15 protein-coding genes and 2 tRNA genes are annotated in these 14,886 nt (G+C 68.2%); 9 read left to right on the top strand and 8 right to left on the bottom strand.

Features of this window, described 5'->3' with window-relative positions:
* The first annotated feature begins 187 nt into the window (after window positions 1–187).
* The 3 genes from KHC24_RS21260 to KHC24_RS21270 are packed head-to-tail and all read left to right on the top strand — an operon-like array spanning window position 188 to window position 3,530.
* Window positions 188–2,074 (top strand): ABC transporter permease, encoded by a 1,887-nt coding sequence (locus KHC24_RS21260; RefSeq protein ID WP_213365455.1) that lies wholly within the window; start codon window positions 188–190, stop codon window positions 2,072–2,074.
* Window positions 2,071–2,844, top strand: a complete 774-nt coding sequence (locus KHC24_RS21265; protein ID WP_213365458.1) for an ABC transporter ATP-binding protein — start codon at window positions 2,071–2,073, stop codon at window positions 2,842–2,844. The genes KHC24_RS21260 and KHC24_RS21265 overlap by 4 nt, the downstream gene beginning before the upstream one ends.
* Window positions 2,841–3,530 (top strand): ABC transporter ATP-binding protein, encoded by a 690-nt coding sequence (locus tag KHC24_RS21270; protein ID WP_213365461.1) that lies wholly within the window; start codon window positions 2,841–2,843, stop codon window positions 3,528–3,530. The genes KHC24_RS21265 and KHC24_RS21270 overlap by 4 nt, the downstream gene beginning before the upstream one ends.
* Window positions 3,531–3,543: 13 nt before the next feature.
* On the opposite strand, the gene KHC24_RS21275 is transcribed toward KHC24_RS21270, so the two are convergent.
* Window positions 3,544–4,281 (bottom strand): aspartate/glutamate racemase family protein, encoded by a 738-nt coding sequence (locus KHC24_RS21275; protein WP_213365464.1) that lies wholly within the window; start codon window positions 4,279–4,281, stop codon window positions 3,544–3,546.
* A gap of 285 nt (window positions 4,282–4,566) precedes the next feature.
* On the opposite strand from KHC24_RS21275, the gene KHC24_RS21280 reads away from it, so the two are divergent.
* Window positions 4,567–5,922: an HdeD family acid-resistance protein gene (locus tag KHC24_RS21280; protein WP_213365467.1), complete on the top strand. Its 1,356-nt coding sequence runs from the start codon at window positions 4,567–4,569 to the stop codon at window positions 5,920–5,922.
* Between the two features lie 54 nt (window positions 5,923–5,976).
* Here KHC24_RS21280 and KHC24_RS21285 read toward each other — a convergent pair.
* A tRNA-Gln gene (locus KHC24_RS21285) sits at window positions 5,977–6,051 on the bottom strand.
* Window positions 6,052–6,239: 188 nt separating this feature from the next.
* On the opposite strand from KHC24_RS21285, the gene KHC24_RS21290 reads away from it, so the two are divergent.
* Window positions 6,240–6,316 (top strand) — tRNA-Pro (locus tag KHC24_RS21290).
* Window positions 6,317–6,720: 404 nt separating this feature from the next.
* Here KHC24_RS21290 and KHC24_RS21295 read toward each other — a convergent pair.
* Window positions 6,721–7,488 (bottom strand): acyltransferase, encoded by a 768-nt coding sequence (locus tag KHC24_RS21295; protein ID WP_213365470.1) that lies wholly within the window; start codon window positions 7,486–7,488, stop codon window positions 6,721–6,723.
* A 285-nt stretch (window positions 7,489–7,773) separates the two neighbouring features.
* Here KHC24_RS21295 and KHC24_RS21300 point away from each other — a divergent pair, with 285 nt between their 5' ends.
* Both KHC24_RS21300 and KHC24_RS21305 read left to right on the top strand, forming a co-directional pair.
* Window positions 7,774–8,199: a hypothetical protein gene (locus KHC24_RS21300; RefSeq protein WP_213365473.1), complete on the top strand. Its 426-nt coding sequence runs from the start codon at window positions 7,774–7,776 to the stop codon at window positions 8,197–8,199.
* Between the two features lie 44 nt (window positions 8,200–8,243).
* A complete protein-coding gene (locus tag KHC24_RS21305; RefSeq protein WP_271180524.1) occupies window positions 8,244–8,894 on the top strand; it encodes an arylesterase in 651 nt (216 codons plus the stop codon).
* A 27-nt stretch (window positions 8,895–8,921) separates the two neighbouring features.
* Here the strand turns inward: KHC24_RS21305 and KHC24_RS21310 are convergent, their stop codons facing one another.
* On the bottom strand, window positions 8,922–10,436 hold the full coding sequence (locus tag KHC24_RS21310) for a flavin monoamine oxidase family protein (protein ID WP_246547397.1): 1,515 nt from the start codon (window positions 10,434–10,436) through the stop codon (window positions 8,922–8,924).
* Between the two features lie 130 nt (window positions 10,437–10,566).
* Here KHC24_RS21310 and KHC24_RS21315 point away from each other — a divergent pair, with 130 nt between their 5' ends.
* A complete protein-coding gene (locus KHC24_RS21315; RefSeq protein ID WP_213365476.1) occupies window positions 10,567–10,743 on the top strand; it encodes a hypothetical protein in 177 nt (58 codons plus the stop codon).
* Between the two features lie 69 nt (window positions 10,744–10,812).
* Here KHC24_RS21315 and KHC24_RS21320 read toward each other — a convergent pair whose 3' ends face one another.
* Both KHC24_RS21320 and KHC24_RS21325 read right to left on the bottom strand, forming a co-directional pair.
* Entirely contained in the window at window positions 10,813–11,439 is a 627-nt protein-coding gene (locus KHC24_RS21320; RefSeq protein ID WP_213365479.1) for an FkbM family methyltransferase, read from the bottom strand.
* Between the two features lie 120 nt (window positions 11,440–11,559).
* A complete protein-coding gene (locus KHC24_RS21325; protein ID WP_213365481.1) occupies window positions 11,560–12,174 on the bottom strand; it encodes a carbonic anhydrase in 615 nt (204 codons plus the stop codon).
* Window positions 12,175–12,445: 271 nt separating this feature from the next.
* On the opposite strand from KHC24_RS21325, the gene KHC24_RS21330 reads away from it, so the two are divergent.
* Window positions 12,446–13,360, top strand: coding sequence for an MBL fold metallo-hydrolase (locus KHC24_RS21330; protein WP_213365484.1), 915 nt, complete (start codon window positions 12,446–12,448; stop codon window positions 13,358–13,360).
* A 15-nt stretch (window positions 13,361–13,375) separates the two neighbouring features.
* Here KHC24_RS21330 and KHC24_RS21335 read toward each other — a convergent pair whose 3' ends face one another.
* Window positions 13,376–14,161, bottom strand: coding sequence for a DUF1499 domain-containing protein (locus KHC24_RS21335; protein WP_213365488.1), 786 nt, complete (start codon window positions 14,159–14,161; stop codon window positions 13,376–13,378).
* Window positions 14,162–14,168: 7 nt separating this feature from the next.
* Window positions 14,169–14,876 (bottom strand): HAD family hydrolase, encoded by a 708-nt coding sequence (locus tag KHC24_RS21340; RefSeq protein ID WP_213365491.1) that lies wholly within the window; start codon window positions 14,874–14,876, stop codon window positions 14,169–14,171.
* Window positions 14,877–14,886 lie beyond the last annotated feature (10 nt).

Here is a 14,886-nt window from a genome sequence, read left to right on the forward strand (position 1 = left end):
CTTTCCCTCTCCCCGTGGGGGAGAGGTGGCCCGCGAAGCGGGTCGGTGAGGGGCGACGCGATTGAGCGTCGTGCCCCCTCACCCCATCCCTCTCCCCCACGGGGAGAGGGAGCCCGTTCGATGGTCGGATAGGCTCAGGATCGAGACCGCCCCGCCAAACCCCGCATGAACCCCTGAGGAGGCCCGCGTGGCGCTCGACGCACTGGCGTTCCAGATGATCAACGGGCTGGCCTCGGCCTCCGGCCTGTTCTTCGTCGCCGCCGGCCTGTCGATCATCTTCGGCGTCACCCGCATCGTAAACATGGCGCATGGCGCCTTCTACATGCTGGGCCTCTATCTCGCGGTGACGCTGGCCGACCGCCTGCCCGGCCCGCTCGGCTACTGGGGCGGGCTGCTCCTGGCGGCGCTCGCCGTTGGCCTGCTCGGCGCGGCGGTAGAGGTGCTGCTGCTCCGGCGGATCTACCATGTGCCGGAGCTGTACCAGCTCGTCGCCACCTTCGCCCTCGCCCTCATCCTCAACGATGCCGCCCTGTGGCTGTGGGGGCCGGAGGACCTGCTCGGCCCGCGCGCGCCGGGGCTGAAGGGCTCGGTCGAGCTCATCGGCCGGCGGCTGCCGGAATATGACGTCTTCCTCGCTTTCGCCGGCCCGGCGGTGCTGCTGGCGCTGCATCTGCTGATGAAGCGCACCCGCTTCGGCCGCACCGTCCGCGCCGCGACGCAGGACCGCGAGATGGTGGCGGCGCTCGGCATCAACGAAGCGCTGCTGTTCACCGCCGTCTTCGCGCTCGGTGCCTTCCTCGCCGGCCTCGGCGGCGCGCTGCAGACCGCGCGCGAACCCGCCAACCTCAATCTGGATCTCGCCGTGCTCGGCGACGCTTTCGTGGTGGTGGTCATCGGCGGCATGGGCTCGATTCCCGGCGCCTATCTCGCCGCGGTGCTGGTGGCACTGGTCAAGGCGCTGTGCATCGCGCTGGGCACCGTCGAGATCGCCGGGCTGGCGTTCAACATGTCGAAGCTGACGCTGGTCGCCGAGTTCCTGGTGATGGCGTTGGTGCTGGTGCTGCGGCCGCAGGGGCTGTTCGGCCGTCCGCAGGCCGCCGCGGCGCGCGCAGCGGCGAGCGAGGCGCCGCTGCGCCCCATGGGTGGCACCGGCCGCGCGCTCGCCCTTGCCGCGCTGGCCGTCGCCCTGGCGGTGCCGGCTCTCGCCACCGTCTGGGCTTATGCGCCGGTGCTGGCGCTGGACATGCTGATCGCCGTCACTTTCGCCGCGTCGCTGCATCTGCTGATGGGGCCGGGCGGCATGGCCTCCTTCGGCCACGCCGCCTATTTCGGCCTCGGCGCTTATGGCACCGCGCTGGCGGCGACCGGGCTCGGCCTGCCGACGCTGCCCGCCTTCGCCGTCGGCATCCTCGCCGCCGGCGCCGGCGCGCTGCTGTTCGGCTGGTTCTGCGTGCGGCTCGAAGGCGTCTATCTCGCCATGCTCACCCTCGCCTTCGCGCAGATCGTCTGGTCGGTGGTGTTCCAGTGGGAGGAGGTCACCGGCGGTTCCAACGGCTTGATCGGCATCTGGCCGGATTGGCCGTTCGACAGCCGCGCCGGGCTCTATCTCGCCGCCCTCGCCGTCACCGTGGCCGGCCTTTACCTCATTCGCCGGTTGATCTTCGCCCCCTTCGGCCATGCGTTGCGCGCCGGGCGCGATGCGCGGATGCGGGCGGAGGCCTCCGGCATCGACGTCGCCCGCATCCGCTGGCTCGCCTTCACCGCCTCGGGAATGCTCGCCGGCGCGGCGGGCGGGCTCTACGCCTTCGCCAAAGGCTCGATCTCGCCGGAGACGCTGGCGGTGGGGCGTTCCATCGATGCGCTGGTGATGGTGCTGCTCGGCGGGCTCGCCAGCCCGGCGGGACCGGTGCTCGGCGCCGGCGCCTTCACCCTGCTGCAGGACACGGTGATGCGGGAGACCGATTACTGGCGGGCCTTGCTCGGCGCGCTGATCCTCGCCCTGGTGCTGCTGTTTCCCGGCGGCATCGCCGGTGGCCTGTCGCGCCTGTTCGCGGGTGGGAGGGCCGACGGATGACCGCCCCACCCGTGCTCAGCGTCGGCAACCTCGCGAAAGCCTATGGCGGCGTGCACGCCCTGGATGGCGTCAGCTTCGACGTGCATGCCGGCGAATTGCTGGCGCTCATCGGCCCCAACGGCGCCGGCAAGTCGACCTGCTTCAACGTGGTGAACGGCCAGATCCGCCCCGATGCCGGCACGGTGCGCCTCGAAGGCCGCGACATTACCGGCCTGCCGCCACGCGCCATCGCCCGGCTCGGCGTCGGCCGCACCTTCCAGATCGCCGCCGTATTCGGCTCGCTCACCGTGCTCGCCAATGTCGAGACCGCGCTTCTCGCCTCGCGCGGGGCCAGCTTCGGCCTGTGGCGTCCGCAGGACGGGCAAGCGCGCGGCGAAGCGCTCGATCTTCTCGCCCAGACCGGGCTCGCGGCTCTCGCCGACCGTCCCGCCACCGGGCTCGCCTATGGCGACGTCAAGCGGCTGGAGCTGGCCATCGCGATCGCCGGCTCGCCTCGTCTGCTGCTGATGGACGAGCCGACCGCCGGCATGGGCACGCATGAACGCCTGGCGCTGATAGGCCTGGTGCGTCGCCTGGCCGCGGCGCGCTCGCTCGCCGTGCTGTTCACCGAGCATTCCATGGATGTGGTGTTCGGCCATGCCACCCGCGTGATCGTGCTGGCACGCGGCCGGGTGATCGCCGATGGCAGCGTCGAGGAGATCCGTGCCGATCCGCAGGTGCGCGCGGTCTATCTCGGGCGCTCGGCGGCGACGGGGGAGCGAGGGTCGTGAGCGCGCCGCTGCTGGAGATCGACGGCCTCGATGCCTGGTACGGTCCGGCGCAGGCGCTGTTCGGCCTCTCGCTCACCGTCGCGCGCGGCGAGGCGGTGGCGTTGATCGGCCGCAACGGCGCCGGCAAGAGCACCAGCCTGAAGGCGGTGATGGGGCTGGTGCGCCGCCGCGCCCGCCGCCTTGCCCTGGATGGTGCCGATATTTCCGCCCTGACGACCCATCGCATCGCCCGTCTCGGCGTCGGCTATGTCCCCGAGGACCGCCGCATCTTCACCGACCTGACGATGGAGGAGAATATCGGCCTCGCCCGCCGCCCCGGCCGCGACGGCGCCGACCGCTGGCCGCTGGAACGGCTCTTCGCCCTGTTCCCGAATCTGGCCGACCTGCGCGGGCGTCGCGGCGGCGCCATGTCCGGCGGCGAGCAGCAGATGCTGGCCGTGGCGCGCGCCCTGGTCGGCAACCCGGAACTGCTGCTGCTCGACGAGCCCTCCGAGGGCGTGGCGCCGATCATCGTCGAGCAGATGACCGCCGCCCTGCGCGAGCTGAAGGCGACCGGCCTCTCCATCCTGCTGTCGGAGCAGAACGTCGCGCTCTGCGAGGAGCTCTGCGACCGCGCCTATCGCATCGATCAGGGCGAGCTGGGCTGGAGCGGCCCGATGGCCGCCGCCCGGCTGACGGCGGATTGAACGCGCCTCCGGCTCACCCGCGGGGAGCAAAGCCGGAGAGCAGGCCGCGATAAGGCTTCGCCCGCGGCGCGGCATAGGCGCCGACCTTGGAGGTGGCGAGGCCGACACGCACCAGCCCCTCCATCAGCGCCACCGCGCAGGCGACGCCGTCGATCACCGGCACGCCGTGCTCCTCGCCGAGCGCACGGGCAAGGTCGGCCATGCCGGCGCAGCCCAACACCACCGCCTCGGCATGGTCCTCGCGCACCGCCCGGCCAATCTCCGCCGATATCCGGGCCCGGGCATCGGAGGCGGGATCCTCCAGCTCCAGCACCGCGACATCGGAGGCGCGCACCCGCACGCAGCGCCGCGACAGGCCGTAGCGGTCGAGATTGGCCTCGATCACCGGCACCGAGCGCGACAGCGTCGTCACCACGCCGAAGCGATGGCCGATCAGGCTCGCCATGTGGAAGCCGGCCTCGCCGATGCCGATCACCGGCGCACGGGCCAGCGCACGGGCGGCATCGACGCCGGTATCGTCGAAGCAGGCGACGATATGGCCGTCGACCGCCTCGGCCTCGGCACGCGCCACCGCGTCGATGAGGCCGGGAAGCGCGAGGGCATCGTCGTAATAGCCTTCGATGGAGGCCGGCCCCATCTGCGAGGTCGCCGGCAGGATCGTGGTGCCGTCCGATGCCACCAGCCGGGCGGCGGCGGCGATCTTGTCGGTCATCGAGGCGGTGGTGTTCGGATTGACGAGATGGAGGCGCACGTTTCGGAATACCGGCGAAAGGGGGGCGGGACGTGCCGACCATCTCATGCCCGCGCCGCCGCCGCCAGCGACACGCGCGGCTTTCACCTCGCCCCCCGCGAAGACCATCGCCCTTGCCGGCATCACGGCGACCGAGAGGGCGGGCGACGCGTAAAAGCCGGTCGCCAAAACTACCTCGCGCCACCCCACGGGAACGCCGGACAGGGCAAGGGCGGCTTTCCTTAGCCGGGGCCGTGAGCTAGGATCGCCCCCGGATCCCCTTGAATTCATTGACAGGTTTCGCCGGTGCTCAAGATCGCCTTCCTTCTCGTCGGCGCCGACGCCTTCCGTGCGCGCTGGTACGTGCTGCCCGCCCTCGGCATCGTGCTGTTCATCCTTGCCAGCCTTCTGGCCCTCGACGCTTCCGACGGCATCACCCTGGTGACCAAGGAAGCCATGGGCGCCGTCTTCGTCATCAACGGCCTGCTCGCCCTCTACGTGTTCGCCGCGCTGCCGCGGGAGGGATCGCGCTACATTACCCTCGTCAAGGCGGCCGCGCTGGTACTGCTCGGCGGGCTGATCCTCGATTTTCCCATCGAGACCCGGATCGCCATCGCCTGGCTGTTCGGCCTCGCCTTCGCCATTGACGGCTTGGGGCGCATTGTCACCGCAGTGGTGGTGCGGTTTTCCGGCTGGCCGCTGCTCGCCGCCTGCGGGATGATTGAGCTCCTGCTCGCCATGCTGATCGTCACCGAGTGGCCGCTGTCGCACAACAAGAACATACCGTTCTGCATCGCGCTGCTGCTCGGGTTGTGGGGGTGGCTGCTGGTGCGGTTCGGCCTGATGCTGCGCACGCTGGAGGACGAGGCCTCGGCGATGAACCTGCCGATCTTCGCCGGACGCGGCTGGTATCAGAACGCGCCGGTGCTGATCGGCGACGCCGGCCGGGCCACGGCGGAACACCCGATGATCGTGCATGTCTGGACGCCGGTGGGCTCGGCCTACCAGGCGGAACGCCGCCTGGTGGTCGACCGCTACATCGCCGCGGTGGACGGGCATGGGGTGATCTCCACCGGCCACGCCGCCCTGGAAATGCAGCCCGACGTCTATATCAGCCATTATCCGGCACAGGAGATCGAGCGTTCGAGCGGCGATTTCATCGCCTCGCTGCGCGGCACGGCGGAAAACGACCTGAAAGGCCGGTTCCAGCCCTCCTACGAATACGAATCCAACTGGTGGTGCCCCGCCGACCAGAATGTCGAATTCCGCAATTTCGACCCGCGCCGGCTCAAGGCGTTCTGGGTCGGCTACCGGCAGGACGACACCTACAACCTCACCAACCGCAATTGCTCCGTGGTGGTGGCCGAGGCGCTCGACGCCGCACTGGAGGGCTCGCTCACCAGCCGATACCCCTGGGCGCGGCTGGCGCGGCTGCTCGCCAACCCCGATCTATGGACCGCCGCCCTGCTGCGCAGCCGCGCCGGCTCGATGACCTGGACGCCCGGCCTGGTGCTCGACTATGCCCGCACCCTCGCCCGCCTGACCGAAGCGCACGAGACGGACTGGACCGCCCGCTTCAAGCTGTTCCTGCAGCGACTGCGCCGGCATCCGTCGCCGACAGCCATGACGCCGGCCGCCCGAATCGAGCCGCCGTCGGCCTGACCGGCCGCAGCCGATCCCGCCTTCAATGCCGGGCTGTTGATGACGGCTGGAAAATGGCTGGGGCGGGAGGATTCGAACCTCCGCATGGGGGAATCAAAATCCCCTGCCTTACCGCTTGGCGACGCCCCAACGCTCCACGCCTCTCGGCGATGCGGACCGTGCGGGCGCGGACATAGCCACAGGAACGCGTCGCTTTCAACCGTCATGCACGAGATTGCCGGCCGCAGAGGGTGGCGTCATCAACAGCCCATGTGAAGAAGTGCGATGCTGCCCTTGCAGGCCGGCTCATCCCCGTGTTAGAGGCTCGCCCGCCACGTCGGAGTGTAGCGCAGCCTGGTAGCGCACCTCGTTCGGGACGAGGGGGTCGCAGGTTCAAATCCTGCCACTCCGACCATGTGGCACCTGGATTTCCTGTTCCCGACAGGAGCCTCACCGAAAAATGTCCTGACAAAACGGTCCAGGCCACGGCCGGACCAGGCTTTATCTTTCATCACTCCCGGCCCACCGTTCCGACAGGCCTCTCACGCCCGCGGATGCGTGACGGCCTCGCGCCCGGCGGTAGGCTCTACGATCTTTGCAGGAAGCTCGCGGAGTGCGCGACGGTCAGCATCTCCCGCCATGGGCAGTTTGCGCGATAGCCCGGCGCGATGCCGAGACAATGGCGGGGAGCGAGTTGGACCACGTTCGGCTGGACAAGCACGTTCGGGCGGCCAACCCGCGAGCGATCAGGCGCTCTCCAAATGACAAGACCCGCCCAAGACGGGGCCTTTGGCGATCGACCTGAGAGCAAACAACCCGTTAATCAACTTCCGTCGGCCGAATGAATTCCGGAATCGGCTTTTTCAGCGCCGTCAGCATTTCGAAATAGTTCCCATCATCGGGGGCCGCATGGTCCGTCCAGAAAATATCCTTGGACGTGACACGGCAAGGATTGCCAGCCGCCGCGCAATTATTGGGAATTCGGCCCGCCAATACGCTATATGAGCCGACAACAGAGCCATTACCCACTTTGGCGCCAGCTAGAATTCTTACCCCCTGCCCAATCCATACTCTATCGCCAATACTGATTCCCGACTTCGAACGCCGGGACCCGTCAGCAACGCTATACAATCCATGAGCCTTGGAAGAGTAAATGATGATATCTCGCGATATCATACAGTTTTCTCCTATATTTATCTCACTTTCGTGAGCGGAGAACACCGTCATTCCACGAACTGTCACCGGAGAACCAATTGAGACCTTGGATTTATTTATACAAACGACATCAAGTTTGGCGACATTTCTCAATCCGTTTATTGTTACGATATTATCGCTACCAGAGAAAAATATTGTAGTATTTTTCAATGAGCTGATATCGACCTTCCCCTCGACAATGATTTTATTTCCATTTTTGGTCGCGTATACTAATTTCGAATCCCTGACATAACTATTATATAATTCGTACAGATTTGCTCCATAAATCGAAACATCCGGAAAGTGCTCCAGTGGTAATTTCCGGAACAGCGGGTTTCGACCCGACACATTGCCATTAATTTTGAATTTATGAGCAAAATTGTCGATTTTCATAAAATTACGAGCCTTCTCATCGAACGGAGCACAATACGCTCGTCGGCGGGTGTTGCTGAGTAGCGCGTCTATATTTTGAGACTAGCAACCTACCGCTACGTCGTCACCCACCAAGTTTCCGATCAGACGAAAGATATGGAAATCGGCTCGTGAGACTTCGGGCTGCGCCTGCAACGTAACGCCGACCGCGCAGCGCCGAGAGCGTTCTGGCGGCTGTCGCCCAAGATTTCAGCCACGCCTTTTAGGGCATGAAGAACAGTTCAGCCTCGCCGGCACCGGGATAGGGTGCTGCGGATTCTTGCGCCACAGGAGGATTACAACGCGGATGCGGGCGGGCGTCTCTCCGACATTGATTCGCGCATCACGAAGGTCGCGGCCGCCCCCGCGCTCCCCGATATGGTGGCGATCGAGGCCAACGCATCGAACGGGTGGCCAGCCAACGGCGCCTTGATCGCTGCCCGCATGGCACGGCACGCCGGTGCGCATGACCCGCCTGCCGGCGCGAAGAGCGCCGCCGGTGCCGGCATCGGCCGGACGCCCACCCGGTATGGGCGGCTGCCGTGCCGTTATTCGTTCATCGCGATACTTGCGGCCTTCCGAGCTCCCGGCCCGGAGAACGGCGTCACGGCAGGACCGCCACCGGCAACGCCGGCGGGCGCCAATGCGCCGATCCACCCCCATGACGCGATAATGCCGTTCTGGCAGTTATAGTCGCGCCGATTGATGCCGCTGCCCGACAAGCATGGGAGTTCGGGGTGAGGACGAAACTCTTTCCGGCCTGCAAGCTGGCGCTGCTCATCCTGCTGACGGTCCTGCTGCCATCTGTTGCGGCCCAGGCCGAGCCGATCCGCATCGTCGCGCTCGGCGACAGCCTGACCGCCGGCCTCGGCCTTTCCCGCGACGAGGCCTTCCCGGCGAAGTTGCAGGCGGCCCTGAGAGCCCGCGGGCATGACGTGATCATCGTCAATGGCGGGGTTTCCGGCGACACCGCAAGCGCTGGCGCCGCCCGCCTTGACCGCGCGGTGCCCCGCGGCACGCTGGGCGTGATCCTCGAACTCGGCGCCAACGATGCCCTCAACGGCATCGATCCGGCGGTGACGGAAGCCGCCCTCGACGACATGCTGTCGCGGCTTCGGAGCCGCGGCATTCCGGTGCTGTTCACCGGCATGCTGGCGCCACCGAGCAAGGGCCTCGTCTACATGTCGCGGTTCCAGGCGATATTCCCGAGACTGGCGCGGAAGCACCGCGTCGCCTTCTACCGGTTCTTCCTGGCGGGCGTGGCGGCGGTGCCGGCACTGAACCTTCCCGATGGCATGCATCCGAACGCAGCCGGGGTCGACGTCATCGTCGCGCGCCTGCTGCCGACGGCGGAAGCCTGGCTTGCGACCCTCGCGGCCGACCGCTGACAGCCGCGGTCGCGGCGGGGGCGCGCCTCACAGTTCCTGGCGAATGCGCGGGTTGCCCTCCGGCGTGGCGGCGGGATCGATCTGGCGGGCGGCGCGCAAACCGGATTCGATCGCACCCTCCACCCAACCGGTCTTGAACGTGGTGAAATCGCCGGCGAAGTGGATGCGCCCCTCCGGCCGGGCGCATTCCCCGATCATCCAGCCGCCGCCGAGCGGCGTGCCGCCGAACGAGGCCTTGATCCAGGGCTGCTCGGCCCAGGCGAAGTCATCCATGAACAACACCTCGTCGAGCAGATCCGGCATGTCGGCCTTGAACTGGTCGACCACCCAGCGCGCGCGCTCCGGCTTCGGGCGGGCCATCACCGCCTCGGCATTGGGGCCGTTGAGGTAGAAGAACAGGCTGCCATGCCCGCCGGGCTCGTTGCCGGTGATATCGATCACCCGCTCCCAGGGCCGGTCGCCGCCGGCCATCGGCCAGCCATAGACGCCGTGGGCGAGCCAGGACGGCGTGCGGGTCTTGACGATGACCTTCACCGTCTTGTCCCAGGCCATCCCGGCAAACAGCCGGGCCTTGCCGGACGACCAGCCCGGCGTCACCCGAACATCGCCGATCACACTGAAGGGAATGGTCGAGATCACCGCATCGCCGTGGAACTCGCGCCCGTCCCGCGTCGCCACCCGCACCCTCGCGCCGTTCTGGTCGATCTCGGCGACCGCCGCGCCGAGCACGATCCGGTCGAGGCCGACGGCCTCCGCCATGGCCATCGGCAGCCGGTCGTTGCCGCCCTGGATGCGGAACAGGTTCTTGTCGCCGAAATGATAGGCCGCCCGCGGCACCATGCCGAGCGCCGGCGAATCGCCGGTGAACGGACCGGCATGGGCGTTGAGCAACTTGCAGAAGCCGTCCGAGGCGCCGACGCCGCGGATCAGGTCCGACAGCCGCACATTGTCGAGCCGGGCCATGATATCCAGATCCGGCCAGCGCGCATCCAGCGCGGTGTCGGCGTCGAGACCCACGCGTTCGAGATAACGGTTCAGCGTCGTCGAGACGCTGACATTGCGCTCGTCCGGCGCCAATTGCCACGGCCACGCCGCCAGATGGGCGCCGTCACCGGTCTCGCCGTCCACCAGATAGCGGGGCAGTCCGTCATTCAGCCCCAGCAGCGGCAGGTTGAAGTGCCGCACATAGTGCAGCACATACGGCATGTTGGAGCGGAAATGACCGCCGCCGGCCTCGGTGAACATGCCGTCGCCGAGCGGCAGCGACATCAGCCGTCCGCCGATGCGGTTCTGTGCCTCGATGATGGTGACCTCATGCCCGCGCCGCAGCAGCGACAGCGCCGCGGTGAGCCCGGCCATGCCGGCCCCGAGCACGAGAATCCGCCGTCTTCCCTCGGTGGCGAAGGCGCGGGTCGGGCCGGCGATCGCGGCGGACAGCAGGCCGGCGGCGCCGGCACGCAGGGCGTCACGGCGGGACATGCCGGCAGTGGAAATCGGATCAGAGCTCATCGGCGCCTCGACCAGCGGAACACTGCCGCTCATCTAGCGAAAAAGGCCTACTATCCGATAAACGGGCGGTGCGACCGGATTTTACACCGGCAAAGACACGCGGAGGGCGTGGAATGGCCGCTTGGTCATTGAACCCCGGCAATCATTGCGCTAGTCCCACTGCATGATTGAAAAGCTCATTGCCCTTCGCACCCGGCTGCTCACCGCCCAGCGCGATCTGATCAGGGTCGCAGCCGAGGCCGGCACGCACCCCTCCGACAATGCGCTGCGAAAGATCGCCGATATCGAGGTGACCATCGGCGCCATCGAAGCCATGATGGAAGACCTGAAGAAGCGCTGATCGGCGCAACCGCACCGGCACCGCGCCACCGGCCGCGGACGCCCCCGCCGGCCGCGGATGGCCGCGGGCTCAGGCGTGATAGTGATACATGCTGGTATCGGTCTTCTCGCCCGCATAGCCCCACTGCCGCAGCAATTCGTCCACCGGGCCGATGTCGTCGAGCAATTCGATGAGGATATGCGGCCGAAAGCGGCGAATCGTTTCCGCCCCGCCTTGCAGCACATCGTATTCGGCCCGCTCGACATCGATCTTGATCAGTGACAGATCGGCCAGTCCGACATCGTCCAGCGCCAGCGTGCTGGCGCTGCCGATCACCGTCCCCTCACCGACGATGCTGCCGGCCGAGCTCAGGCCGTCCTTGCCCCGGATCGCGATCCGCTGCCCCGACGCGCGGGCGAGGGCGTGAGGGTGGACGGCCACCGTGCCGATATCGTTGAGTTCGAGATTGGCGAGCAGGCGCGGTACGATGAGCGGGCTGGCCTCGAAGGCGTGTACCCGCCTGGCCCCCGACCGGGCGGCCAGGATCGCATAGAAGCCGGTATAGGCGCCGGCATCGACCACCGTGCCGCCCCGACGGGCCAGCTCCGCCCACAGGCGACGCGAGATCGGCTCGAACCCCTTGCTGCGCTTCTTCTCCGCCGCCAGGACGTTGTCTTCCTCGGCGATCAGCTTCACGCCGTCGAGCTCTTCAAACATGCCATCACGCTCCGTGGCAGCCCGCGCGCGAACCGGCACACGGTGCCGACGGGACAGGTCGCCGGCTCCTTATAGCCGCCGGGCGCGCCGGCGGAACCCCCGTGCCGGCGGCCAGAGCGATCACGCCGGCCCGAAGGTGCCGTCCGGCCGCAGCCGCTCCAGCACGCCCGTCGCCACGGCGAAGTAGAAGCCGTGCAACGCAAGCCGGCCGTCGTCGAGCCGCTCCTTCACCCAAGGAAAGGTCGTGAGGTTCTTTAGCGACACTCGCACGCAGCCATATTCGACCAGCCGGCGCTGCTCAGCCTCGTCGTCGGTGAGGTGCCGCGCCGCCTCGCTCGCCGGAGCGGCGATACGTATCCAGTCCGGCAGAAAGTCCTGCGCCGCCTCCGGCGCGCCGTCGAGAAGCGCCCGCGCGCCGCCGCACAGCGCATGGCCGAGCACGACGACCTGCTTCACCTCCAGCACTTTCACCGCGAACTCGATGGCAGCACTGGTACCATGATGCGCATGATCGGGAGTCGAATAGGCCGGCACCAGATTGGCGACGTTGCGCACCACGAACAATTCGCCCGGCCCGACATCGAAGATCATGGTGGGATCGACGCGGCTGTCGGAGCAGGCGATCACCAGCGTCTGCGGGCTCTGGCCGCGCAGCGCCAGCTTCTCGAACAGAGCCTTGCGCTCCGGCCAGGAGGTGACGCGAAAGCGCCGATAGCCGTCCAACAAATCGTCCATGCCAGATCCTTCCCTCGCGGCCCATCACCCGGAAAGGGCCACCGCGTGGCGAAAATGCCGCCACCGGGCCGTCCCTGACAAGCCGTGGATGACGTCTCGGTGACAAAAGCCCCTCTCTTCCCTTGCGGAGGGCGGGTTCCAGCCTCGACGCCCAGCTCCGGCTGGGCTAGGTGCGGGGGCGCACGGCGGGGGCATGGCATGCCCGCAGGCACGACAACAGCGCCAGCACGTGCCTACCTAGACGATAGCGAACCGACGGAACCTGACCGACATGGCCGACGATATCCCCTTCGACCGCGACTTTGCCGCCGTGCCCGGCGTGGCGGAGGAGGTGGCGCCCGGCGTCGTGCGGGTGCTGGGGCCCAATCCCGGCCCGTTCACCTTCACCGGCACCTGCACCTATCTCATCGGCCGCGACGAGGTGATGATTCTCGATCCGGGCCCCGACAGCGCGCCCCATGTCGCCGCGGTGCTGGACGCCGTCGGTGGCCGGCGGGTCAGCCATATCCTGCTCACCCACACCCATCGCGACCACACCGGCGCGCTCGCGGCGCTGAAGGCCGCCACCGGCGCGCCGGTGGTCGCCGAAGGCCGGCACCGCCCGGCCCGGCCGCTGCACGAAGGCGAGACCAACGTGCTCGACGCCGCCGGCGATCGCGACGTGGAGCCCGACCTCCTCGTCGCCGATGAGCAGAGCATCGCCGGCGACGGCTTTTCCCTCACCGCGCTCGCCACCCCCGGCCACACCGCCAACCACATGGCCTTCGTGCTGGACGGCGCCGGCCTCATCTTCGTCGGCGATCACGTAATGGCCTGGGCAACCTCGGTGGTGGCACCGCCGGACGGCGCGATGGGCGACTACATGGCCTCGCTGCGGCGTCTCGGCGAGCGGCCGGAACAGCTCTATCTGCCCGGCCATGGCGGCCCGGTGCGCCAGGGCCCGGCCTTCGTCGCCCGCTATCTCCGCCACCGCGAGGCCCGCGAAACCGCGATCCTGCGGGCGCTCGCGCGCGGAGCGGCGAGCATCCCCGACATTGTGCGTATGATCTATATCGGCCTCGACCCGCGGCTATTCGGCGCCGCCGGCCTGTCGACGCTGGCGCATCTGGAGGATCTCGTCGCCCGCGGCGAGGTGGAGACCGACGGCCCGCCGACGCTGTCGGGCCTGTATGGCCGCCGCACCTGAGGCGCCGCGCCGGCCTCAGCGCCGCCGCTTGCCCTGCCGCTCCGCAAGCTCGCCCAACAGGTCGTCGATGCGCCGCGCATTGGTGCCGAAGTCGCGCGCGGCGTTGCGTGTCACCGAGCGCATGTCCACGCGCGTACCCTCGGCGGTGCGCCGCACCCTGATGACGATATCGTCGCGCAACCCCAATGGAAGCCCCCGCGCGACCGCCTCGATGCGGCCGTCGCGCTGGCCGCCGCGTGGCGGCACCGCGTCGACGACGGTCCATTTGCGCCGAGCCACCAGCACCATCAGGTCGTTGAAGACATCGTCCGGCGCCGAATCGAAATCCATCGGGTGGATGGCGGGATAGGCATCCTCCTGCGCCGCCACCGCCGCCTCGTCGGGCCCGTCGAGCGAGTTGGCGGCGCGCGAGCGCGCCACGGCGAGCGTCACGAAGACCGGCGGGTCGTCGAGATCGGTGCTCACCTCGTGCAGCACCGGCAGCCGGGCGCCGAAGGCGGCGAGGCCGGCGGTGGGAGCGATCAGCGCCAGCGCCAGCGCACCCGCCCCGATCACCCGCCCGAGCCCGCGCAGCCCCTCGTTCCAGATCACCACGAAGGCGGCGAGCGCGAGCAGCAGCGCCAGCGCCGCCAGCGCCACGCCGGCGAGCACGGCGTAGAGCGCGCTGGTCAGGTCGAACACCTCGGTGAAGTAGCAGGCGATGCCGATGGCGGTGACCGGCAGCGCGAACACGGCGAGGCGCAGGCTCCATACCGCCAGCCGCGACATGCGCTCCTCGACATAGAGCCGCCGCCGGATCATCGCGCCCTCATACCGGCTCGAGGAACAGCTCGGTCAGCGCCTCGACATCGTCGACGACGAGGTCGGCCTCGTCGGCGAAGGCGTCGATCGGCCCCGGCCCGCTGCGCACCAGCACGGACAGCGCGCCCGCCGCCCGCGCGGTCATCAGGTCGTGATGGGTATCGCCCACCAGCGCCACCGCCGAGGTCGGCACGCCGGTCAGCTCGGCGAAGGCCTGCACCATGCCTGGCAACGGCTTGGAGCCGTGGCCGGAATCATGGCCGTAGATCGCCGCCAGCAAATCGGTGAGGCCGAGAATGTCGGCCTGGATGCGGGCATTGCGCTCGCTGTCATTGGTGGCGATGCCGAGCGGCAGGCCCAGGCGGGCGAGCCGCGCCAGCGCCGCGCTCGGCCGGCCGAGCGGCGCGAGGTGAGCCTGGCCCTCCTCGATGAACAATTCGTCGATCTCGACGAAGAAGGCTTCGCTGGCCGGACGGCCAAGCACCTGCGCCCATAACGGGCCGTATTGGCGGGAGGAGCCGGCGATCAGCGGCGAAGTCTGCAGGAACTGCCGACGCTCGGCCACATAATGACTCACCTCATGCAGACGCGACAGCGCCGCCTCGTCGACGCCGGCAAGCCGGGCCATCACGCCACCGGCAGCCGGGCCCCAGGTGCGATCGAAATCGATGAGCGTGCCGTCCTTGTCGAACAGAATGGCGCGAACGGCGTTCACGTGGTGTAGA

The sequence above is a fragment of the Ancylobacter defluvii genome, assembly GCF_018390605.1.
GTDB lineage: Bacteria > Pseudomonadota > Alphaproteobacteria > Rhizobiales > Xanthobacteraceae > Ancylobacter > Ancylobacter defluvii.

Bases quoted from the DNA above. Each gene is read 5' to 3' on its own strand.
- KHC24_RS21265 (WP_213365458.1), top strand. From the start codon at position 2,071: ATGACCGCCCCACCCGTGCTCAGCGTCGGCAACCTCGCGAAAGCCTAT.
- KHC24_RS21295 (WP_213365470.1), bottom strand. From the start codon at position 7,488: ATGAAAATCGACAATTTTGCTCATAAATTCAAAATTAATGGCAATGTG.
- KHC24_RS21310 (WP_246547397.1), bottom strand. From the start codon at position 10,436: ATGAGCGGCAGTGTTCCGCTGGTCGAGGCGCCGATGAGCTCTGATCCG.
- KHC24_RS21315 (WP_213365476.1), top strand. From the start codon at position 10,567: ATGATTGAAAAGCTCATTGCCCTTCGCACCCGGCTGCTCACCGCCCAG.
- KHC24_RS21320 (WP_213365479.1), bottom strand. From the start codon at position 11,439: ATGTTTGAAGAGCTCGACGGCGTGAAGCTGATCGCCGAGGAAGACAAC.
- KHC24_RS21325 (WP_213365481.1), bottom strand. From the start codon at position 12,174: ATGGACGATTTGTTGGACGGCTATCGGCGCTTTCGCGTCACCTCCTGG.
- KHC24_RS21330 (WP_213365484.1), top strand. From the start codon at position 12,446: ATGGCCGACGATATCCCCTTCGACCGCGACTTTGCCGCCGTGCCCGGC.
- KHC24_RS21335 (WP_213365488.1), bottom strand. From the start codon at position 14,161: ATGATCCGGCGGCGGCTCTATGTCGAGGAGCGCATGTCGCGGCTGGCG.